The 18,313-nt window shown below is 74.5% G+C and carries 21 protein-coding genes and 3 tRNA genes; 6 read left to right on the top strand and 18 right to left on the bottom strand.

Annotated elements, in window-relative coordinates; genetic code table 11:
* Positions 1–76: 76 nt before the first annotated feature.
* The 5 genes from lon to PHY01_RS17275 form a co-directional block, all read right to left on the bottom strand.
* Positions 77–2,383, bottom strand: a complete 2,307-nt coding sequence (gene lon, locus PHY01_RS17295) for an endopeptidase La (protein WP_141279944.1) — start codon at positions 2,381–2,383, stop codon at positions 77–79.
* A gap of 168 nt (positions 2,384–2,551) precedes the next feature.
* Positions 2,552–3,100, bottom strand: a complete 549-nt coding sequence (locus PHY01_RS17290) for a YbaK/EbsC family protein (protein ID WP_141279942.1) — start codon at positions 3,098–3,100, stop codon at positions 2,552–2,554.
* The gene (locus PHY01_RS17285; RefSeq protein WP_141280072.1) at positions 3,097–3,399 is read right to left on the bottom strand and encodes a DUF2516 family protein; all 303 of its coding nucleotides are present in this window, start codon (positions 3,397–3,399) and stop codon (positions 3,097–3,099) included. The genes PHY01_RS17290 and PHY01_RS17285 overlap by 4 nt, the downstream gene beginning before the upstream one ends.
* A 99-nt stretch (positions 3,400–3,498) precedes the next feature.
* Positions 3,499–4,206, bottom strand: coding sequence for a hypothetical protein (locus tag PHY01_RS17280; RefSeq protein ID WP_141279940.1), 708 nt, complete (start codon positions 4,204–4,206; stop codon positions 3,499–3,501).
* 5 nt (positions 4,207–4,211) lie between these two features.
* Positions 4,212–4,655: a helix-turn-helix domain-containing protein gene (locus tag PHY01_RS17275; protein WP_141279938.1), complete on the bottom strand. Its 444-nt coding sequence runs from the start codon at positions 4,653–4,655 to the stop codon at positions 4,212–4,214.
* A gap of 113 nt (positions 4,656–4,768) precedes the next feature.
* Between PHY01_RS17275 and crcB (PHY01_RS17270) the strand changes: the two genes are divergently transcribed.
* Complete coding sequence (crcB, locus tag PHY01_RS17270) at positions 4,769–5,182, top strand: fluoride efflux transporter CrcB (protein ID WP_141279936.1); 414 nt, start codon at positions 4,769–4,771, stop codon at positions 5,180–5,182.
* On the top strand, positions 5,179–5,532 hold the full coding sequence (crcB, locus tag PHY01_RS17265; protein WP_141279934.1) for a fluoride efflux transporter CrcB: 354 nt from the start codon (positions 5,179–5,181) through the stop codon (positions 5,530–5,532). The genes crcB (PHY01_RS17270) and crcB (PHY01_RS17265) overlap by 4 nt, the downstream gene beginning before the upstream one ends.
* Positions 5,533–5,539: 7 nt before the next feature.
* Here the strand turns inward: crcB (PHY01_RS17265) and PHY01_RS17260 are convergent, their stop codons facing one another.
* Both PHY01_RS17260 and PHY01_RS17255 read right to left on the bottom strand, forming a co-directional pair.
* Positions 5,540–6,787 carry a DUF445 domain-containing protein gene (locus PHY01_RS17260; protein WP_141280070.1) on the bottom strand — a complete coding sequence of 416 codons (1,248 nt, stop codon included), beginning with the start codon at positions 6,785–6,787 and terminating at the stop codon, positions 5,540–5,542.
* A 382-nt stretch (positions 6,788–7,169) separates the two neighbouring features.
* Positions 7,170–7,688 (bottom strand): bifunctional DNA primase/polymerase, encoded by a 519-nt coding sequence (locus PHY01_RS17255; protein WP_141279932.1) that lies wholly within the window; start codon positions 7,686–7,688, stop codon positions 7,170–7,172.
* Positions 7,689–7,962: 274 nt separating this feature from the next.
* On the opposite strand from PHY01_RS17255, the gene PHY01_RS17250 reads away from it, so the two are divergent.
* Positions 7,963–8,871, top strand: a complete 909-nt coding sequence (locus tag PHY01_RS17250) for an NAD-dependent epimerase/dehydratase family protein (RefSeq protein WP_170183861.1) — start codon at positions 7,963–7,965, stop codon at positions 8,869–8,871.
* Between the two features lie 66 nt (positions 8,872–8,937).
* On the opposite strand, the gene PHY01_RS17245 is transcribed toward PHY01_RS17250, so the two are convergent.
* Positions 8,938–9,141, bottom strand: coding sequence for a cold-shock protein (locus PHY01_RS17245; protein WP_141279928.1), 204 nt, complete (start codon positions 9,139–9,141; stop codon positions 8,938–8,940).
* A 585-nt stretch (positions 9,142–9,726) separates the two neighbouring features.
* Between PHY01_RS17245 and PHY01_RS17240 the strand changes: the two genes are divergently transcribed.
* Positions 9,727–10,587 (top strand): hypothetical protein, encoded by an 861-nt coding sequence (locus PHY01_RS17240; RefSeq protein ID WP_141279926.1) that lies wholly within the window; start codon positions 9,727–9,729, stop codon positions 10,585–10,587.
* Positions 10,588–10,609: 22 nt separating this feature from the next.
* Here PHY01_RS17240 and mftR read toward each other — a convergent pair whose 3' ends face one another.
* The 8 genes from mftR to PHY01_RS17200 all read right to left on the bottom strand — a co-directional run bounded on the left by mftR (position 10,610) and on the right by PHY01_RS17200 (position 14,613).
* The gene (gene mftR / locus PHY01_RS17235) at positions 10,610–11,263 is read right to left on the bottom strand and encodes a mycofactocin system transcriptional regulator MftR (protein ID WP_141279924.1); all 654 of its coding nucleotides are present in this window, start codon (positions 11,261–11,263) and stop codon (positions 10,610–10,612) included.
* A 63-nt stretch (positions 11,264–11,326) separates the two neighbouring features.
* On the bottom strand, positions 11,327–12,571 hold the full coding sequence (locus tag PHY01_RS17230; RefSeq protein WP_141279922.1) for a GGDEF domain-containing protein: 1,245 nt from the start codon (positions 12,569–12,571) through the stop codon (positions 11,327–11,329).
* Positions 12,572–12,730: 159 nt separating this feature from the next.
* Complete coding sequence (locus PHY01_RS17225; protein WP_141279920.1) at positions 12,731–13,294, bottom strand: DUF7282 domain-containing protein; 564 nt, start codon at positions 13,292–13,294, stop codon at positions 12,731–12,733.
* A gap of 75 nt (positions 13,295–13,369) precedes the next feature.
* Positions 13,370–13,798 (bottom strand): BLUF domain-containing protein, encoded by a 429-nt coding sequence (locus PHY01_RS17220; RefSeq protein WP_141279918.1) that lies wholly within the window; start codon positions 13,796–13,798, stop codon positions 13,370–13,372.
* Positions 13,799–13,992: 194 nt separating this feature from the next.
* A tRNA-Phe gene (locus PHY01_RS17215) sits at positions 13,993–14,066 on the bottom strand.
* Positions 14,067–14,099: 33 nt separating this feature from the next.
* Positions 14,100–14,173, bottom strand: a tRNA-Asp gene (locus PHY01_RS17210).
* Positions 14,174–14,211: 38 nt separating this feature from the next.
* Positions 14,212–14,284 (bottom strand) — tRNA-Glu (locus tag PHY01_RS17205).
* 95 nt (positions 14,285–14,379) lie between these two features.
* Positions 14,380–14,613 carry a hypothetical protein gene (locus tag PHY01_RS17200; protein ID WP_141279916.1) on the bottom strand — a complete coding sequence of 78 codons (234 nt, stop codon included), beginning with the start codon at positions 14,611–14,613 and terminating at the stop codon, positions 14,380–14,382.
* 192 nt (positions 14,614–14,805) lie between these two features.
* Between PHY01_RS17200 and PHY01_RS17195 the strand changes: the two genes are divergently transcribed.
* Both PHY01_RS17195 and PHY01_RS17190 read left to right on the top strand, forming a co-directional pair.
* Positions 14,806–15,027, top strand: a complete 222-nt coding sequence (locus PHY01_RS17195) for a heavy-metal-associated domain-containing protein (protein WP_141279914.1) — start codon at positions 14,806–14,808, stop codon at positions 15,025–15,027.
* Positions 15,028–15,067: 40 nt separating this feature from the next.
* The gene (locus PHY01_RS17190; RefSeq protein WP_141279911.1) at positions 15,068–15,439 is read left to right on the top strand and encodes a hypothetical protein; all 372 of its coding nucleotides are present in this window, start codon (positions 15,068–15,070) and stop codon (positions 15,437–15,439) included.
* On the opposite strand, the gene PHY01_RS17185 is transcribed toward PHY01_RS17190, so the two are convergent.
* Complete coding sequence (locus tag PHY01_RS17185; RefSeq protein WP_141279909.1) at positions 15,436–16,737, bottom strand: GDSL-type esterase/lipase family protein; 1,302 nt, start codon at positions 16,735–16,737, stop codon at positions 15,436–15,438. The two genes, PHY01_RS17190 and PHY01_RS17185, sit on opposite strands and share 4 nt — an antisense overlap.
* A gap of 242 nt (positions 16,738–16,979) precedes the next feature.
* A complete protein-coding gene (locus tag PHY01_RS17180) occupies positions 16,980–18,245 on the bottom strand; it encodes a Glu/Leu/Phe/Val dehydrogenase dimerization domain-containing protein (protein ID WP_246085967.1) in 1,266 nt (421 codons plus the stop codon).
* Between the last annotated feature and the right edge of the window lie 68 nt (positions 18,246–18,313).

Here is an 18,313-nt window from a genome sequence, read left to right as displayed (position 1 = left end):
CCGGGACGCCCGCCAGATACGCGAAAGGCACTCCCACCCGATTTCCCCGGGTGGGAGTGCCTCGTCGTGCGACGCGTCAGGCCGCGGCGGACACCGCAGCCGGCTCCAGAGCGAGCTCCAGCACCTCCGCGACGTCGGCCACCGGGTGGATGCGCAGACCCGTGCGCACCTCCTGGGGCAGGTCGTCGAGGTCGGGCTCGTTGCGCTTCGGGATGATGACGTCGGTCAGGCCCGCCCGGTGCGCGGCCAGCAGCTTCTGCTTGACCCCGCCGATCGGCAGGACCTTGCCCTGCAGCGTGACCTCACCGGTCATGCCCACCGACGCCTTCACCGGCCGACCGCTCGCCAGCGAGGCCAGCGCCGTCGTCATCGTGACGCCCGCGCTCGGCCCGTCCTTCGGGACCGCGCCCGCCGGCACGTGGACGTGCAGCTTGCGCGTCGCCAGGTCGCCGGCCAGCCCGCGCGAGCGCAGGTAGGACAGCGCGATCGAGACGGACTCCTTCATGACCTCGCCCAGCTGACCGGTGAGGATCAGCCCGGCCTCGCCGTCCATCGAGGTGGCCTCGATGAACAGCACGTCGCCACCGGCCCCGGTGACCGCCAGCCCGGTGGCCACGCCGGGCACCGAGGTGCGCTCGGCCGACTCCGGGGTGAACTTCGGCCGCCCCAGGAACGTGACGAGCGCGTCGGCGTCGATGTGGATCGGCGCCTCCTTGCCCGAGTCCAGCGCGACGGCGACCTTGCGCAGCGCCTTGGCCAGGCCCCGCTCCAGCTGCCGCACGCCCGCCTCGCGGGTGTACTCGGCCGCGATCATCGACAGGGCCACGTCGGTGAACTCCACGTCCGTGGCGTCCAGACCGGCCTTCTCGATCTGCCGGGGCAGCAGGTGGTCGCGCGCGATGGCGACCTTCTCCGCCTCGGTGTACCCGTCGAGCGTCACGACCTCCATGCGGTCGAGCAGCGGGCCGGGGATCGTCTCGAACTGGTTGGCCGTGGCCAGGAACAGCACGTCGGACAGGTCGAGGTCGACCTCGAGGTAGTGGTCGCGGAACGTGTGGTTCTGCGCCGGGTCGAGCACCTCGAGCAGCGCGGCGGTGGGGTCGCCGCGGAAGTCGCTGCCGACCTTGTCGATCTCGTCGAGCAGCACGACCGGGTTCATCGAGCCCGCCTCACGGATGGCCCGCACGATCCGGCCCGGCAGCGCGCCGACGTAGGTGCGCCGGTGCCCGCGGATCTCGGCCTCGTCGCGCACGCCGCCCAGTGCGACGCGGACGAACTTGCGGCCGAGCGCGTGCGCGACCGACTCGCCCAGCGAGGTCTTGCCGACCCCGGGCGGGCCGACGAGCGAGAGCACCGCGCCGGAGCCGCGGCCGCCGACCTTGTCCATGCCCTTGCGGTCGCGCCGGGCGCGGACGGCGAGGAACTCGATCAGCCGCTCCTTGACGTCGTCGAGGCCGGCGTGGTCGGCGTCCAGGATCTCCCGGGCCGCCTTCAGGTCGGTGGAGTCCTCGGTGGTCGAGGTCCACGGGATGTCGAGGACGGTGTCGAGCCACGTGCGGATCCAGCCCGACTCCGGGCTCTGGTCGCTCGCGCGCTCCAGCTTGCCCACCTCGGTGAGCGCGGCCGTGCGGACGTGCTCGGGCAGGTCGGCGGCCTCCACGCGGGCGCGGTAGTCGTCGGACCCGTCGGGCTCGCCCTCGCCCAGCTCCTTGCGGATCGCGGCCAGCTGCTGGCGCAGCAGGAACTCGCGCTGGGTCTTCTCCATGCCCTCGCGGACGTCGTGCGAGATCTTCTCGGAGACCTCCTGCTCGGCGACGTGCGCGCGGGTCCACTCGACGAGCAGCTCCAGCCGCGTCACCACGTCGGTCTCGGCGAGCAGCTGGGCCTTGTGCGCCACGTCGAGGTAGGAGGCCCACCCCGCGGTGTCGGCGAGCTGGCCGGGGTCGGTGATCTGCTGCACCGAGTCGATCACCTGCCAGGCGCCCCGCTGCTGCAGGATGCCGACGACCAGCGCCTTGTACTCCTTGGCGAGCTCGGTGGCGCGGCCGGTGACCGGGCCGTCCTCGACGGGCTCGGCCTCCACCCACAGCGCCGCGCCCGGCCCGGTCACACCGGAACCGATCCGCGCGCGGCCCTCGCCGCGCACCACTGCCGCCTTCTCCCCGCTGGGGAGCCTGCCGACCTGCTCGAGGACGGCGATCGTGCCCACGGTGGCGTACTTGCCGTCGAGGCGGGGAACCACCAGCACCTTGCGGTCGACGCTCTGTGCCGCGTCGACCGCCGCCTGGACCTCGGAGTTGTCGAGTCGAACGGGAACCACCATGCCGGGCAGCACCACCGAGTCGGCGAGCGGAAGCACCGGCAGCTTCAGCGTCTCTGTCATGTCCCGTCCAACCGTTACACCGTTGAACTTGTTCCAGCGTTCAAGGAAGTACGCTCCCAGCGAACCCGCGAGTCGGGACATCCGTGCGTGCGAGTCGTCGGCCCTGTGCGGTCACCGGCCCCGCACCCGGTGGCACATCTCGGTCGCACGAATGCCCCGACTCGCGGGTCAGCGGGCGAGGGACCCGTGCACCTCGGCGCGGGGCAGGCGGGCGGCCAGCGCACCGGGCAGCGCGAGCTTCGAGTGCCGCACCCCCGACCCGATGACGACGGCGGGCGCGGCCGCCACCGCGGCGTCGACGAGCACCGGCCAGTCCTCGGGCAGCCCGACCGGGGTGATGCCGCCGTACTCCATGCCGGTGATCGTCACGGCGTCGTCCATCGGGGCGAAGGAGGCCTTGCGGGCGTCGAGCCGCCTGCGGACCAGGCCGTTGACGTCGGCGCGGGTGCTGGCGAGCACCAGGCAGGCGGCGTAGCGGGTGATCTCGCCGCGGCGCCCGGCCACGACCACGCAGTTGGCGGAGCCGTCGAGCGGGGAGCCGTAGGCGGCGCAGAACTCCGCGGTGTCGGCGAGCGCGGGGTCGATCTCCGCGACGCCGACGAGTGCGGCGTCGGCCGGGTCGAGCTCCTTCAGCGCACGGGCGACCGGGTCGGCGAGCAGGTCGGGGCGGTCGAGTGCGGGCACGCCGACGAGCGTGCCCAGTACGGGCCAGCTCACCAGTGCGGTCCGCCGCCCTGCACGCCGACGATCGCCGGCTTCACGTCGACGATGTACACCAGCGACGCCACGAGCGCGGCCAGCCAGAACAGCGAACCGCTGCTGCCGAGCCCCCCGTAGAAGACGACGAGGATGAGCACGCTCGCGCCGGTGATGCCGAGCCAGGCGGGCTTGGTGAGCTTGTCGGCGGCGGTGAACGCGTCGGCCCGCTGCATCACCGCGTGCACGAACGCGTAGCCGCCGACGGGGATCGCGAGCAGCCCGATGCCCCACAGGATGTAGTTATCCAGGACATCCAGGAACTCGTACACGAGGCCAATGTACCCGGGGCCGGCACGCAGCACAGCGCCCCCGGGGCGCGGGAGGCTCCGGGGGCGCGGTGGTGGGGCGGACGGCGATCAGCTGGAGGCGGAGCCGTTCGTGGTGCGACGGGTGGCCGGCTTGCGGGTGGCCGTCTTCGGCGCGGTGCGGTTGGCGGCCTTGCGGGTCACCGAACGCGTGGTGCCGGCGGCCTCGTCACCGGCCTCGTTGATCGCGGCGGCGGCGTCCTTGCCCGCCTCGGCGACGTCGTCGGAGACGTCCTGGGCGACCTCGGCGACGGTCTCCGCGGTCTCGGCCGCGAGGCGCTGGGTGGCGCGGGCGGTCTTCTCGCCGACCGAGCGGGTCTGGCGGGTGACGGTCGACAGCGCCTTCTCGGCGGCGTCGTGCGCGTCGTCGACCAGGACGTCGACGCGGGCGTCGAGCTTGTCGGTGTAGGTCTCGATGGTGGAGATGGCGTTCTTCACCTGCGGCTGCTTGCGGATGCGGCCCCAGGTCTTCTCGCCACGCTCGGCGAAACCGGTGTAGCGCTCCTCGGCGTCGGCGCGCAGGTCGGCGACCAGACGGCGCAGACCCTCGGGCGAGAGGCGTTGGGGCAGCTCGGAGGCGCGGTTGGCGGCCTCCTCGGCGCGGGCGCGGGCGTCGACGACGGCCTTGGTGACGGTCGTGTACGCGTAGTCGCCGGCACCGAGGACGGCGAGCAGCGGGGTGCGGGCGACCTCGGCACGCTCGGCGGCCTGGGCGCGGGCCTTGCGGACATCGGTCGAGGTGGGCAGCTGAACAGCCATGTCGATCACTCCTTGTCTGTGGGTCCGGGGACGGTGTCGATCTCCCGGCGGAAGGTGGCGTAGATGTCGAGGAGCACCTGCTTCTGGCGCTCCGTCAGGGTCGGATCGGCGAGCACGGCGTCGGTGACGACGCTCGCCGGGCGCTCGTCGAGGATCCCGGCTCGCACGTACAGCGCCTCCGCGGAGATGCGGAGACCCTTCGCGATCTGCTGCAGGATCTCGGCCGACGGCTTGCGCAGGCCCCGCTCGATCTGGCTGAGGTAGGGGTTGCTGACGCCTGCCGTGCGGGCGAGCTGGCGCATCGACACGTCGGCCAGCTCGCGCTGGCTGCGGATGTAGGCGCCGATGCCCTCGACGGTCTGACCGACGGCGTGACCGGCGTGCTCGACGACGTGGCCGACCTGCTCGACGACCTGCCCGACCCGTTCGGGCTTGCCCTTCGTACTCATGCCGCTCACCTCCGTCCCTGTCCCCAGCGACGCTACCCGGCGGTGCTAGCAGTTGCAAGCGGACTGCTTGCGCAGGTGGCGTGGCGTCTGCCACACCCGGGTACGGTGCGCGGATGACCACCGCGCCGCTCGCCGGCCAGGCGCCCGTGCTGGTCGCGGTGTCGGTCGGCGGGGCCGTGGGCGCACTCGCCCGCCACGGTCTGGGCCTCGCCCTCCCGCACGCGCCGGGCGCCCCGCCCTGGGCGACCTTCGCGGTCAACGTCTCCGGCTGCCTGCTCATCGGGGTGCTGATCGTGCTGGTGACGGAGTGGCGCCCCGTCCACCCGCTGGTCCGCCCGACGCTGGGCACCGGGGTGCTCGGCGGTTACACGACGTTCTCCACCTACGCCGTCGACGCGCACCTGATGGTGGCCGCCGGGCGGCCCGTCGCGGCCGCCGCCTACGTCGCCGGCACGCTCGTCGCGGCCCTCGCCGCCACCTGGCTCGGGATCCGGCTCGCCCGCGCCGCCACCGGAGCGTCGCGGTGACCGCGCTGCTGGTCGTGCTCGGGGCGGCCGTCGGGGCGCCGCTGCGCTACGCGGTCGACCGGGTGGTGCAGGCCCGGTACGGCTCGCCGTGGGGCACGTTCGCCGTCAACACGGCCGGTTCGCTCGTGCTGGGTGTCGTGGTCGGGGCGGCCGCGTCGCCGGAGGTGGTCGCCCTGGTCGGCACCGGCTTCTGCGGCGCCCTCACCACCTACTCGACCTTCGCCCTCGAGACGATGTCGCTCGCGGAACGGGGCCGTCGCGGCGCGGCGGCGCTCAACGCCGTCGGCTCGGTGGTGGTGGGGCTCGCCGCGGCCGGGCTGGGGCTGTGGCTGGGGAACGGCCTCACCTGAGCGGCGCTCAGCCGAACAGCGCCTGGCTCACCGCGTAGATCGCCAGCCCGGCCAGCGCCCCGACCACGGTGCCGTTGATCCGGATGAACTGCAGGTCGCGGCCCACCTGGAGCTCCACCTTGCGGCTGGTCTCCTCGGCGTCCCAGCGCGAGACGGTGTCGGTGATCAGCGTCGTGATCTCGCCGCGGTAGTGCCGCACGACGTAGCCCGCCGCGTCGGCGAGCCAGCCGTCGAGCTTCTCGCGCAGCGCGGCGTCGGCGCTCAGCCGCCTGCCGAAGGACAGCAGGCCGTCACGCACGCGCAGCCGCAGCTCGCTCGACGGGTCGGCCGCCGCGTCCAGGATCAGGCCCTTCACCACGCCCCACGCACCGCCGATGAACTTCTGCACGTCCGGGTGCCCGACGATCTGGTGCTTGATCTTCTCCGCGCGCTCGATGGTCTCCGGGTCGCGCTGCAGGTCGGCCGCGAACTCGTCGAGGTAGCGGTCGACGGCGAGACGCAGCGGGTGCGCCGGGTCGGTCTTGACGGCCCACGCGAACGTCTGGACCTCCAGGAACACGCGGTCGGCGATCAGGTCGTCGACGAAGCGCGGCGACCACGACGGCGCACGCTCGTGCACCACCCGCAGCACCATCTCCTGGTTCTGCGAGACCCAGTCGTAGGCGCGGTCGATGACGAGGTCGACGAGCCGGTGGTGCGACTGGTCGGACAGGATCCCCTCCAGCACGGTGCCCAGCGGCGGGCCGACCGGCTTCTCCATCAGCTTGCGCACCAGCACCTGCTCGATGACGGCCTGCACGTCCTCGTCGCGCAGCACCGTGACGACGCCGCGCGCGGCGGTGGCGAGCTCGGCGGTGACCCGGTCGGCGTTGGCCGGTTGCCCGATCCAGTCGCCGACCCGGGTGGCGACCTCGACGCGGGCCAGCTTGTCGCGCACGACGTCCTCGGCCAGGAAGTTCTCGCCGACGAAGTCGCCGAGGCTGTCGCCGATCATGTCCTTCTTGGTGGGGATGATCGCGGTGTGCGGGATCGGCAGCCCGAGCGGTCGGCGGAACAGCGCGGTGACGGCGAACCAGTCGGCCAGCGCGCCGACCATCGCGGCCTCGGCGGTGGCCCGGACGTAGCTGATCCACACCGGGCCGTCGGCCGACTCCCACCAGCGCGACGCCAGGAAGATCACGGCGGCCAGCAGCAGCAGGCCGGTGGCGAGCGACTTCATCCGCCGCAGGTCGCGCGCCTTGGTGGTGGGGTCCATCGACCCGATACCGAGGCCGACCTCCACCACCGGCCGGGTACGCGGCGCGGATGCCGCCGTTCGGGTGTTCTGCGGGGTCTGCACGAACCCATAGTGCCCGCGGACGCGAACCCCCGTGCGACCGGACGCGCTCCGGTCGATGCCTCCCGGAGACGTGTTGCCCCCACGGCTCCGGGAGGCATCATCGCGTCCGGCGGGTCCTGGTCATGACCGGGGCCGATGGTGATCCACCGGCCCCGGCCAGAGTTCGGGGTGCGGCTGCGCCGGGAGGGGGAAGTGCCCCCTCCGGGCGCCGCACCTCACCGGATGCCCGGCGGCCCCGGCGCGGCTCGACGAGCCGCGGCAGCGGGACCGATCCGGTCCGGCCCTCTCGCGGTCCCCGCTAGAACCGCATCCCGGCCACGGCGGCAGCGGCGGGCCGCTGGGCGCCCGGATGCCTCTCGTGGTCGACTCGCCAACGAACACTCTCCGTAGCGGCGGGGACGATCAGCTCGGCCGGCGGCAGCAGGTAGCCGGTGAGTGCCGGGGCGACCCGCCAGTGCACCCAGCCGTCGGGCACCTGCGACGGCGGCGCGAGCACCGAGCCACCCGCGGAGTGCAGGACGACGCCCGGCGCCTCGAGCAGATCCGACGGCGGCACCGCACCGGGCGCCATCGGGTACCACCACGACCCGGTGGGCGTGCCCGCCACCGGGACCACGACGTTCACCGCCCGGAGCTGGGCACAGATGCCGCGGCCGACGGCGGCGGGCACCTCCAGCACGTCGAGCGTGGTGCCCGTGACGAGGCGCAGCGCCGTGGCCGACTCCTCGGCCACCGGCCACCCGTGAACGGTGAACTCCCGCGCCGCCGCGCGCAGCTCCGCACCGTGAACCGTGCGGTAGCTGTCCCAGCCCGACATGTCCCACTCTCCCCGCGTCGATGTACCTGTGACACTCAACACCAGGAATCGGCCCGGGAGACGCACGGAATGCCGTGGTTCGGCGACCGTGCGTGACTTCGGGACGAGCGGGAGATCCTCCCGTCGAGCACGCGACGGCGACCGGTGGGCAGCGGGCGACCGGTCCGGACCGGCGGGCCGACGGCTACTCCGATCGGTGGGCGGAACCGGTCGCCGTCCGGCCGCCGTCGACCAGCGGCTGCGCGCACACCCGGTCGCTTGCCAGGATCACCCCATGTTGATGGTCACCGGGGCGACCGGGTTCCTGGGCAGCGCGCTCGTCGACGTGGCCGTGCGGCGGGGGCTGGCGGTGCGGGCCGCCGTCCGCGACGTCGACCGCGCGCGGGCCCTGCTACCGGCCGGGGTGGGGCTCGCCGTCGCCCCGCTGGACGACGTCGACGCGCTGACCCGGGCCGCCCACGGCTGCACCGGCGTCCTGCACCTCGCGGGCTCGGTCGGGCACTCGCCGCAGGAGACGCGCCGGGCGAACGTCGAGGGCACGCGGGCGGTGCTGGACGCGGCGACGGCGGCGGGGGTGCGGCGGCTGGTCCTCACCAGCAGCAGCGCCGCCGTGATCGACGCCGACGGGCTGGTGGCCGAGGAGCCGGTCGGCCCACCCGCCCTGACCGACCCGTACTCGACGAGCAAGGCGGAGGCGGAGCGCATCGTCCTGGCCGCGACCGGGATCGAGACGGTGGTCGTCAACCCGGTCAACATCTACGGCCCGAGCCCGCAGGGGCCGCACTCCTACAACGGGCTGTTCCTGGCCGCCGCGCGCGGCGAGGTGCCGGCCGTCGTCGACGCGACGGTGGGCTGGGTGCTCGCCGAGGACGCCGCGCTGGGGCACCTGCTGGCGTTCGAGCGCGGGACGCCCGGGCGGCGGTACGTGCTGTGCGGGGAGACCGCGACGTTCGGGCGGGTGCTGCACACCTTCGCCGGGCACGTCGGCGGGGCGATGGTCGACGTCCTGCCGCCCGGCTCGGCACTGGGTGAGGGGGCGGCGACCTTCGCCCGGCGCTCGGAGGTCTACGGCCGGTTCCCGCCGGTCCGCGTCGACGACCGCGGGGCGCGGGCGCTGGGGTTCAGCCCGCGCGGGGTGGTCGAGGGTCTCGCGCTGACGGCGCGGTGGACCGGCCGGGTCTGACCCCGGACGCGCCGGAGCCGGCGACCCCGGGGGGATCGCCGGCTCCGGAACAGGTCTCGGGGGACCTCAGATCGGGCGGACCGTGTCGGCCTGCGGGCCCTTGGCACCCTGGCTCGACTCGAAGTCGACCCGCTGGTTCTCCTCGAGCGTACGGAACCCGTCCGTCTGGATCGCGGAGTAGTGGACGAAGACGTCCGGACCGTTGTCGTCGGTCGCGATGAAGCCGAAGCCCTTCTCGGCGTTGAACCACTTGACGGTGCCCTGCGGCATACCTGTTCTCCCACACGTGAAGCGGACCCTGCCGGCACTGTGCCGACCGGGGGCTGCGTGGCGGGGACACGGAACGGCGAGCGTCCGACGCCCGTGAAGCCCACCGTCACTCTCCAACGGACGCTTCTCGGGCGAGCGAGGAAGACACGACTGCAACCGCGCGAGAACCTATCACGCGACGGGACCCTCACGGCGACCCCGGAAGCGCCGCCCGAAGATCACGGTACGGCCCCGGGACCTGCGACAACGCGCTCACCCAGAGTGAGAGATGCGGGCCGACACACCTACGGAAGGTGACGATCTTGATCTTTCGGGGGATGTCGACCAACTCCTACCTCGACGGGTGATCGCCGACGCCCCACCGGAGGGCACCGCGGGTCCGAACCGGCGCGTCGGACGGGTGACGGCGTGTCGCCACCCCACCGTGTTCCCCCGATCCGGTGGTGGACCCGCCGGGCATCACCGAACGGGGTGTGTACCGGGTGCGCGACGCCCCACCGGCGCCGCGCGGGCCTCTGGCGTCGCCATCGGGGCCCGCGCATCATTCCGGCCGTCACGTCCGTCGACTCATTCGGGGAGGCTCCAGTGCGGAGTCGCAGAATTGCCCAGGCGATCGTCGTCGTCACGGCGAGCAGCGCGCTCGCCGTGATCGGCGCCACCGGTGCGTACGCCGCCACACCGGCGCAGGTGATACCGGAGGTGCCGGACCCGCCGACCCCGGTGGGGGGCCTGCTCAACGGGCTGCTGGTGACCCTGCAGGACCTGCTCCCCGACCTGCTGGGCGGCACCGTGCCCGCCGATCCCGCCGTCGTCCCGGTCCCGGGCGGCCTCGCCGCGGTACCCGCCGCCCCCGCACTGCCGCCGGCACCGGCCGCTCCCCTCCCCGCCGCTGCCGTCCCCGCCGTGCCCGCCGCTCCCCTGCCCGCCGCCCCCCTGCCCGCCGTGCCCGCCGACGTGCCCGCTGCCGTGCCCGCGCTGCCGGTCGCCGGGGAGCAGGTCCCCGATCCCTGCGCGATCGCACCGGCCGACCCGGCCGCGACCGACCCCGGCGCCGCCGTGCCGGCCCCGCCCGCCGGCGTCCCGGCCGCCCCCGCCCTGCCCGGCGACGTCCCGGCCGCACCCGCGCTGCCCGGCGCCCCCGCGCTGCCCGCCGACGTCCCGGCCGCGCCCGCGCTGCCCGCCGCTCCGGTCGACCCGGCGGCGATCGACCCGTCGGTCGTCGACCCCGCCACCGGGCTGCCCGTCGGCTGCCCACCGGTCGGCGACCTGCCCGGTGACGTCCCCGCGGTACCCGACCCCACGGCCGTCGCTCCGGCGCTGCCCGAGCCGGGTGCCCCGGCACCCGCGGTGCCCGACCCGGCCGCGTCCCTCCCGGCGGTCCCGGCCGCCCCGGCCCTGCCCGCACCGGACCTGCCCACCGGCGCCGCACCCTCGGTCGCCGGCTGATCCTGCTCCCCCGGCCCGCCCGTCAGCCGCCCTCGGCGGCCGGGCGGGCCTCGCCGGCGAGCGGGCCCGCGAGGCCAGGGCCGAGCGCGCGGAAGACCGCGTCGAGCAGGTCGCGCAGCTCGCCGTCGCCGTGGTCGAGCCAGCGTTCGTACGCCGCGAGCGCGACACCGAGGCTCGCGTGCCCGACCGCCTGGGGCACGAGGTCGTCGCTCGACGTCCCGAGCCGCGCCGCCACGTAGTCGGCGACGACCCGGCGCCAGGCCGCGTAGCGCAGCGTCGAGTGGGCCTGCAGCGCGGGCGTGTCGAGGATCAGGCGCAGCCGGCGGCGGTGCCAGTGCTGCTCCTCGGCGGGCACCTCGTTGAAGTCGAGGACGGCGGCCCGCACGCCGTCCATCACCGGGAGGTCGGGGGGCAGCGCGGCGAAGGTGGCCCGCATCCGGTCGAGCTGCTCGTCGAACGCCCCCCAGGGGATGTCGTTCTTGGAGGCGTAGTAGCGGAAGACGGTGCGGCGCCCGATGCCGGCCGCGGCGGCGATGTCGTCGACGGTGGTCGTGTCGAAACCGCGGCGGGTGAACATGTCGAGCGCGATGTGCTCGATCTCGACCCGGGACGTGACGGGACGCCGACCGGCCCGGCGGGACCCGGCCGTGACAGCCCCGGGGTGCGTGGCGGACATCGACCCTTCCTCGGGCGCCTCCTGCTCGACGCCCACCCCAGATCGTGCCACGACGGGCCCGCGTCAGGACCCGTGCCCGGGCCGCTCCTCGGGATCGTCGACGGCGTGCAGGCCGTGCCGGACGAGGTTGCGGCCCGCGGCCTTCGCCGCGTAGAGCGCGGCGTCGGCGACCTCGAGCAGCTCGTCGAGATCGGCGCCGTCGGCCGGGTAGCCGGCCACGCCGACCGACACCGAGACGTCGTCGAGGACGACCGGCCCGTCCGGCGTGGCGACCTCGGTGCGCAGGCCGTCGATCCGGCGTCGGATCCGGTCGGCCACGGCGCCCGCGCCGGTGCGCAGGTCGCCGGAGTCGGCGGCCGCCAGCAGCACGACGAACTCCTCGCCGCCGAAGCGCCCCACGAGGTCGCGGTCGCGCACCTCGGCGCGCAGGGCCGCGCCGATGTCGGCCAGCACCTGGTCGCCGGCGAGGTGGCCGTAGCGGTCGTTGACGAGCTTGAAGTGGTCGACGTCGAGCAGCAGGACGGCGACGGTGCCCTCGGAGTGCCGGGCGGTGCGCAGCGCCAGATCGGCGCGCAGGCGCCAGGCCGCCGCGGTGAGCAGCCCGGTCTTCGCGTCGGTGCTCGCCGCCTCCTCCAGCTGCCGGACCAGCACCGTGCGGTGCAGCACGATCAGCGGCGGCAGCACCAGCACGGCCAGCGCGGGCCCGAACCGCGACACCGCCGCCGCGACCACCACGCCGAGGGTGAGGGTCGTGAGCTCCAGGAGCAGCTCGTCGCGGTGGCCGACGGCCCGGCGCCAGGTGGTGGCCGGTCCGCTGATCCGGATCGCCGCGACGACGAGCACGAGGTTCACCAGCCCGTAGGCGAGCACCGCCAGCGCCACGAACACGAGCCCGCGGGCGGAGCCGAACGGTCCGTCCCCGCCGCCCAGCCCCGAGACGAGGGACGCGGCGTGCACGGCGAGCACGACCGTCGTCGTGCTGAACACGACGCGGTACGGCGGGAAGCCCGATGGCCGCCACACGCGCAGGTAGAGGTGCAGGTAGACGAGCAGCACCACGGCCGTGGCCAGGCAGCCGGGCAGCAGCAGCGCGGCGGCGAAGGTCCAGACCGAGCTCAGGTCGAGGTGCGGGGTGCGGTCGACGCGCCGCCGCATCCGCTCGACCCCCCGCGCCGCCTCGGTGTGGACCACCCCGGCGGCGGTGAGGACGGCGAGGGTCCAGAGCCCGGTGACGGTGACGTCCGGGGGCGCGACGAGTCCGTTGACCACCACGACCGCGACCGCGAGCGCCTCCACCGCCAGGAGCATGACGGCGAGCCGACGGGGGATGGACCAGATGGCCCAGTGGGCCGCCGCGAATGGTCCATCCGGTGACGGTGGCATGCCCCCCAGCTTCCCCTCGTCCGGCGGCCGGACCCGAGTGAGGTCCCCCGTGCGGGCGATCGTAGCCGCCACGGGGTGACGGCGTCAGGCGATGCGGTAGTCGAAGTCGTCGTCCTCGACGTCGTCGCCGCGGGCGTCGTCGCGGTCGCCGTCGTCGTCGTCCTCGTCGAGGACCGCGGGATCGGTCCGCTCGTCGAACACGCCGTCACCGTCGTCGAGGTGCAGCACCGCGGTGAGGTCGTCGTCCCCGGATCCGGGGACGGGCTCGGTCAGCGTCACGGTGACCGGCCCGGAGCGGCCGGACTGCACCGGGGCGGCGCCCAGCACCCGGCCGTCGTCATCGTCGTCGTCGGTGCGGATCACGACCCAGCCCGGGCCGCCGGAGAGCCGGACCTCGCGGACGACGACCGTCCGCCCGTCGCCGGTCTGGTCGTCGACCTCGACCGAGGCCCCCGGGTCCGGCACCGCCGCCAGCCGCCCGGCCCCGGAGGCGGCCGCGGAGGAGGTGTCGGCGGCCTGGCCCGCGGAGGACGGGACGGCGACCTGCGGTGCGGCGACCGGGGCGATCGGGGTGTCGGCGCCCGAGCCGCAGGCGGTGAGGAGGGCGGTGCCGGCGGCGAGGGCGAGGAGCGTCGTCGTCTTCTTCATGACGATCACTTCACCGGCGCGGGGTGAGACCCGTCTGAGCTGATCCTGAGACGGGTCTCATCCGGCGCCGGGGCCCTACGCCTCCCGGAGGGCCGCGCGCATCCGGTCCAGGACGGCGTCCTGCTCGGGAGTGGTCGGGCGTGGCGCCGCCGGAGAGGCACCGCCCTTGTCGACGTTCATGAGCAGCGGGATGTCGGGCTCGCCGTCCTCGGAGACCCGCGCCATGGACCACCGGGAGAACACCCGCTCGTCCACGTCCTGGGCGTCGACCACGGAGAGCCGCTCGTGCCGCCGGTCCTTCTCGATGTGGTCGTAGAGCGCCTTCACCGCCGGTTCGTCACCCTCCAGCGCCTGGACGAACCAGTCTCCGCTGATCAGCAGCGCACCCGTGATGTCGGCCTTCTTGTTCTGCGAGCGGGCGACGCTGAAGATCGCTCCGAGCTCGCTCTTGCGCTGCGGGACCGGAATCCGGTTGTGACTCCGGTAGATCAGGCGGAACGTCATGCTCGCGACCTCCTCGGTGGGCGACTCGGGGCCGCGCACGAGGTACGGGCTCCGTTGCAGAACCGCGGCTGCAGCCCGCGTGTGTGACGTCACAGTCGCGCTCGCAGCGTCAGCGATGAGCTAGATCGCCGGAGTCTCAGTTTGCGACGGGAGGGCGATACCGGCGCCGACGGGAGCGCGGGGCCGAGAAGGTGTGGCCAGGGGCGGGGTCGAACCGCCGACCTACCGCTTTTCAGGCGGTCGCTCGTACCAACTGAGCTACCTGGCCGGGAGGCACGGTGCCATGCACCGTGCCGTGGAGCGACCCAGACGGGACTCGAACCCGCGACCTTCGCCGTGACAGGGCGACGCGCTAACCAACTGCGCCACTGGGCCTTGCTGTGGAACCGTACTGCGGTGGTGCCGTGTAACCGTACCCCCAACGGGATTCGAACCCGCGTTGCCGCCTTGAAAGGGCGGAGTCCTAGGCCACTAGACGATGGGGACTCGGACCGCCGAAGCCGTCCTAGCCGTCAACGACAGTCCGTTGGGAGCCCGCCAAGCATAGGACACCCCCGTACGCCCCCCGCACCGGGGTGCCGTCAGCGGCTGACCGGCGGGGGCAGGTCCGGGGAGGAGGAGATCAGCCCCAGCATGTCGAGCAGCTCACGCAGGTCCTCGGAGCCCGAGGAGTTCTCCGCCACCACCTTGCGCGCGGCGTGCAGCTGGTCGTCGCTGACGCGGTAGGCGTCGGAGGCGGTGCGCTGGCTCGGGATCGACCCCGAGACCGCACCGTCGGACGACTCCCGCCGCGCGCTGCCGATTCCACCGGACATCCATGCCTCCCGCCCCCGTGGCCACCCCCGTGACCGTGACCGAGACGTTACCTATCGGGTGACGCCCGCGCATGCCCCTTCCCGGGTGACCGGACCGCCACGACCGTGACCCTGCGGGGTCGACGGGCCGCCGGTGCGCTGGGCGGCGAGGCCCTCTGCCACCATGTCCGCCAGCCCGTTCGAGGAGGTCCGATGGCTGTCGAGGCACCGTTCCGCACCCACGTCACCGTCACCGGCATGACCTGCCAGCACTGCGTGATGTCGGTCACCGAGGAGGTCACCGAGATCGAGGGCGTCAGCGCCGTCGACGTCGACCTCGGCAGCGGCCGGGTCACCGTGCTCGCCGACCGCGACGTGGAGCGCGGCGAGATCGCCGCGGCCGTCTCCGAGGCCGGGTTCGAGCTCGTCGGCTGAGTCCCGCGGCCCGGTCCGGCGGCCCCGTAGGGTGCCGGGCATGCCGTCCGACCGCCGAGCGCGCCGCCGCCCCGCACGGTTCTCCGACGCCCCGGAGCCGGACGCGCACGATCCCGAGCTCGACTCCTACCTCGCCGCGCTGGCACCCGGCGCCGAGGAGCACGCCACCGAGCTGACCGGCCGCTTCGGCTCGGCGCAGGTGTTCGCGCTGCGGCTGCCCGCGCTGCGCATCGAGCAGCTGCGCCGGATCGCTCAGGAGCGGGGCGTGTCGCCGGGCGCCCTGGCCGTCGACTGGGTCGTGGAGCGGCTCGACCGGGAGGACACCCCCACCGGGCCGCTCGCCGTCGTCGAGCAGGCCGAGAAGCGCAGGCGCGGGCCGTTGAGCAGGCTCGGCCGCCGGCCCGGCCCCTAGGGTCCGGACGCGAGCACCCGGCTGGGGCCGCCGTCGAGGCAGGGGCTGCCGGTCAGCACGGCCGGGTCGAGCGCGCCGGCCAGCGCGCGGTGGCCCGCGGCCGAGAGGTGCAGGCCGTCGCCGGAGTCGAAGGCCGGGGCCAGTCGGGACGGGGCCGCGGGGTCCGCGACCGCCGCGGCGAAGTCGGCCACCGCGTCGGCGTGCTCCGCGCCGTGCGCCCGCACCCAGCCGTTGACGGCGTCGCGCGTGGCGATCGCCTGCGGCGTGCCGTGCGCCCCCGCCGCCGACGGGGTGATCGTGGTGAGCACGACGCGGGTGCCGCTCGCGCGGGCGCGGTCGGCGAACCGGACCATCCCCGCGACGATCTCGTCGGCGGAGCGGCCGGCCGCGATGTCGTTGGTGCCGATGTGCAGCACCACGTCGGACGCCGCGCCGACGTCGCGGTCGTAGCGCGACAGCGGCGAGTCGCCGTCGACGAGCGGGGCGTCGGCGAGCAGCTGGTTGCGCGAGATGCCGGCGTTCAGCACGGACATGACCGCCGGTCCGCCCACCGTGGTGAGGCGCTGCGCCAGGGCGTCGGACCAGCGCTCCCCCGGCCCCGCGCCGACGCCGTCGGTGATCGAGTCGCCGATGGTGACGACCGTGTTGACCGGCCGTGGCGCCAGGACGTCGACGCCGGTGAGCACCAGCCAGGAGGTGACGGGCGTGTCGAACGCGCCGCCGCCGTCGAGCAGGGCGACGTCGCCGGGCCCGGAGAGGTAGGAGGTCTGCAGCGCCACGCCGTGCTGGGTGAGCACGTCGGGCGGGGATACCAGGAACAGGCTGACGGCGAGCGGACGACCCGCCTCGGCGACGAGCGCCACCGGGTCGCTGACGGCGTCGGCACCCGGCGCCACCGTGACCGCGGGCGCCCCGTCGAACGCGACCGGTCGCATCGTGCCGGGCACGAGGCCCGCGGCGCCGTCGGACCAGGCCGCGGACACCGTGCCGACCTGCATCGGCGTGGTGCCGTAGGCGTTCGACAGGCGCACCCGCACCTGGGAACCGGTGACCTGGGGCGTCACCACCATCCGCAGCGTGCGCCCGGCCAGCGCCGGGTCGGCGGGCACGGGCTGCGCCGCGGCGTGCCAGGCACCGGCCCAGGCGGGTGCGCAGTCCGGACCCAGCGCCCCCGCGACGCCCGTCCCCACGGGCTCCGGGACGCGCTCGGTGAGGGCGAAGGCCCCGAGCAGGCAGACCATCGCGGCCGCGGCGAGCAGCCCGCGCACCCCGTTGCGCACCCGAGACCGTGCCCGCATCGCCCGCCCCACCGACCCCTCGCTCCGACCGTTCCGCAGTGTCATCGCCGCCCCCGCCGCGAACGTGACGACACACGTTGCTCGAACGGGTAGTAGGCGATCCGTTACGTAGGGTCGAACGAGCGGGACCACCCGATCGTGAGTCGGCCGATCGGGTGGTCACGTGACGTCAAGCCGGATTCACTCTCCGTGAGTGACGTCGTGAGGTCGCCGGGTGGTCCCTCACCACCCGGGCAGGTGAATCAGGGGATGACGACGGGCGGGGCCCCGTGCGGGTCGCTCGCCAGTGCCGCGCGCCGTGCCGCCGCCCAGGCCCAGCCGGTGTGCCGCGGGGGGGTCCCGTCGACGATCCAGCGCTCCAGCAGCAGGCCGACCTTCGCCCGCATCTCGGTGCGCAGGCGCAGGAACGAGGTCTCCGGGTCGTCGTCGACGTAGCCCAGCAGCAGCCACCACGCCCAGGCCGCCGCGCCGGCGTTGGCCACGAAGTCCGGCAGCACCGGGATGCCGCGCGCGGTGAGCATCGCCTCGGCCTCCGGGGTGGTGGCGGTGTTGGCCGCCTCCACGACGACCTTGGCGGCCACGTCGAAGGAGTTGTCGGGCGTGAGGGCGTAGGAGATGGCGGCGGGGATCAGGATGTCGGCGGCCGTGGCGATCACGGCGGCGCGCGGCAGGCGCTGCACGTCGGCGGGCACCCGGGTGCGGTCGATCTCGCCGAACTCGTCGCGCAGCTCCAGCAGCGCGGGGACGTCGAGGCCGCCGGGGTGGTACAGCGTGCCGGCCGCGTCGGCGACGGCGACGACCCGCATCCCGGCCTCGTGCAGGTAGAAGGCGGCGGCGCCGCCCATCGTGCCGACGCCCTGGATCGCCACGGTCGTGCCGGGCAGCGACCAGCTCCACGTCTGCGCGGCGGCCAGGCAGGCCTGGGCCACGCCGTAGCCGCCGATGACGTCGCCGAGCAGGCCGCCCTCGACCGGGGCGTCGAGCCCGGCCCGGACCCGGCGCATCGTGGCCTCCGGGTCGGCCGAGCGGGTGATCGCCGCGTGGTAGCTCTGGCCCAGGCCGATGCGGGCGAAGACGTCGTCGATCAGGTGCTGCGGGACGCCCAGGTCCTCCGCGGTCACCCAGTAGCCGTCCAGCCAGGGGCGCATGGCCTCGCAGAAGCGGGTGAGGACGTCGACGGCGCGGGGGTCCTTGGGGTCGATGTCGATGCCGCCCTTGGCCCCGCCGACGGGCAGGTCGAACACGGCGGTCTTCGCGGCCATGCCGCGGGCGAGGTCCTCGACCTCGGAGAGCGTGCAGCCCGCGCGCATCCGGGTGCCGCCGGTGGCCAGCCCCGACACGAGCAGGTGCACGACCAGGTAGCCGCGGGTTCCGGTGACCGGGTCGGTCCAGGTCAGGCGGATCAACGGGTCCTGGTCGACCACCCCGGCGTCGCGTGTCACGGGCGCGGCGGCGACCGGCTGTCCGGGCTGCTGCACGGGCATCATCGGGTCCTGCGTCGTGGTCATGTCGCACCACTCCCCTCGTCTGGTCGGCCGGTGGCCCCAGCGTGGGTGCGCCCCGCGCGGTGCGTCCA

This window comes from Pseudonocardia hydrocarbonoxydans, from assembly GCF_006539565.1.
In the GTDB taxonomy this organism is placed as follows: domain Bacteria; phylum Actinomycetota; class Actinomycetes; order Mycobacteriales; family Pseudonocardiaceae; genus Pseudonocardia; species Pseudonocardia hydrocarbonoxydans.
This window is presented reverse-complemented; position numbering and strand designations above follow the sequence as displayed.

Excerpts from the sequence above, each read along its gene's own strand:
- lon (WP_141279944.1), bottom strand. The coding sequence starts at position 2,383 with ATGACAGAGACGCTGAAGCTGCCGGTGCTTCCGCTCGCCGACTCGGTG.
- PHY01_RS17280 (WP_141279940.1), bottom strand. The coding sequence starts at position 4,206 with ATGGCTGTTCAGCTGCCCACCTCGACCGATGTCCGCAAGGCCCGCGCC.
- PHY01_RS17275 (WP_141279938.1), bottom strand. The coding sequence starts at position 4,655 with ATGAGTACGAAGGGCAAGCCCGAACGGGTCGGGCAGGTCGTCGAGCAG.
- crcB (WP_141279936.1), top strand. The coding sequence starts at position 4,769 with ATGACCACCGCGCCGCTCGCCGGCCAGGCGCCCGTGCTGGTCGCGGTG.
- PHY01_RS17260 (WP_141280070.1), bottom strand. The coding sequence starts at position 6,787 with ATGGACCCCACCACCAAGGCGCGCGACCTGCGGCGGATGAAGTCGCTC.
- PHY01_RS17255 (WP_141279932.1), bottom strand. The coding sequence starts at position 7,688 with ATGTCGGGCTGGGACAGCTACCGCACGGTTCACGGTGCGGAGCTGCGC.
- PHY01_RS17250 (WP_170183861.1), top strand. The coding sequence starts at position 7,963 with ATGTTGATGGTCACCGGGGCGACCGGGTTCCTGGGCAGCGCGCTCGTC.
- PHY01_RS17245 (WP_141279928.1), bottom strand. The coding sequence starts at position 9,141 with ATGCCGCAGGGCACCGTCAAGTGGTTCAACGCCGAGAAGGGCTTCGGC.
- mftR (WP_141279924.1), bottom strand. The coding sequence starts at position 11,263 with ATGTCCGCCACGCACCCCGGGGCTGTCACGGCCGGGTCCCGCCGGGCC.
- PHY01_RS17230 (WP_141279922.1), bottom strand. The coding sequence starts at position 12,571 with ATGCTCCTGGCGGTGGAGGCGCTCGCGGTCGCGGTCGTGGTGGTCAAC.
- PHY01_RS17225 (WP_141279920.1), bottom strand. The coding sequence starts at position 13,294 with ATGAAGAAGACGACGACGCTCCTCGCCCTCGCCGCCGGCACCGCCCTC.
- PHY01_RS17220 (WP_141279918.1), bottom strand. The coding sequence starts at position 13,798 with ATGACGTTCCGCCTGATCTACCGGAGTCACAACCGGATTCCGGTCCCG.
- PHY01_RS17200 (WP_141279916.1), bottom strand. The coding sequence starts at position 14,613 with ATGTCCGGTGGAATCGGCAGCGCGCGGCGGGAGTCGTCCGACGGTGCG.
- PHY01_RS17195 (WP_141279914.1), top strand. The coding sequence starts at position 14,806 with ATGGCTGTCGAGGCACCGTTCCGCACCCACGTCACCGTCACCGGCATG.
- PHY01_RS17190 (WP_141279911.1), top strand. The coding sequence starts at position 15,068 with ATGCCGTCCGACCGCCGAGCGCGCCGCCGCCCCGCACGGTTCTCCGAC.
- PHY01_RS17185 (WP_141279909.1), bottom strand. The coding sequence starts at position 16,737 with ATGCGGGCACGGTCTCGGGTGCGCAACGGGGTGCGCGGGCTGCTCGCC.
- PHY01_RS17180 (WP_246085967.1), bottom strand. The coding sequence starts at position 18,245 with ATGACCACGACGCAGGACCCGATGATGCCCGTGCAGCAGCCCGGACAG.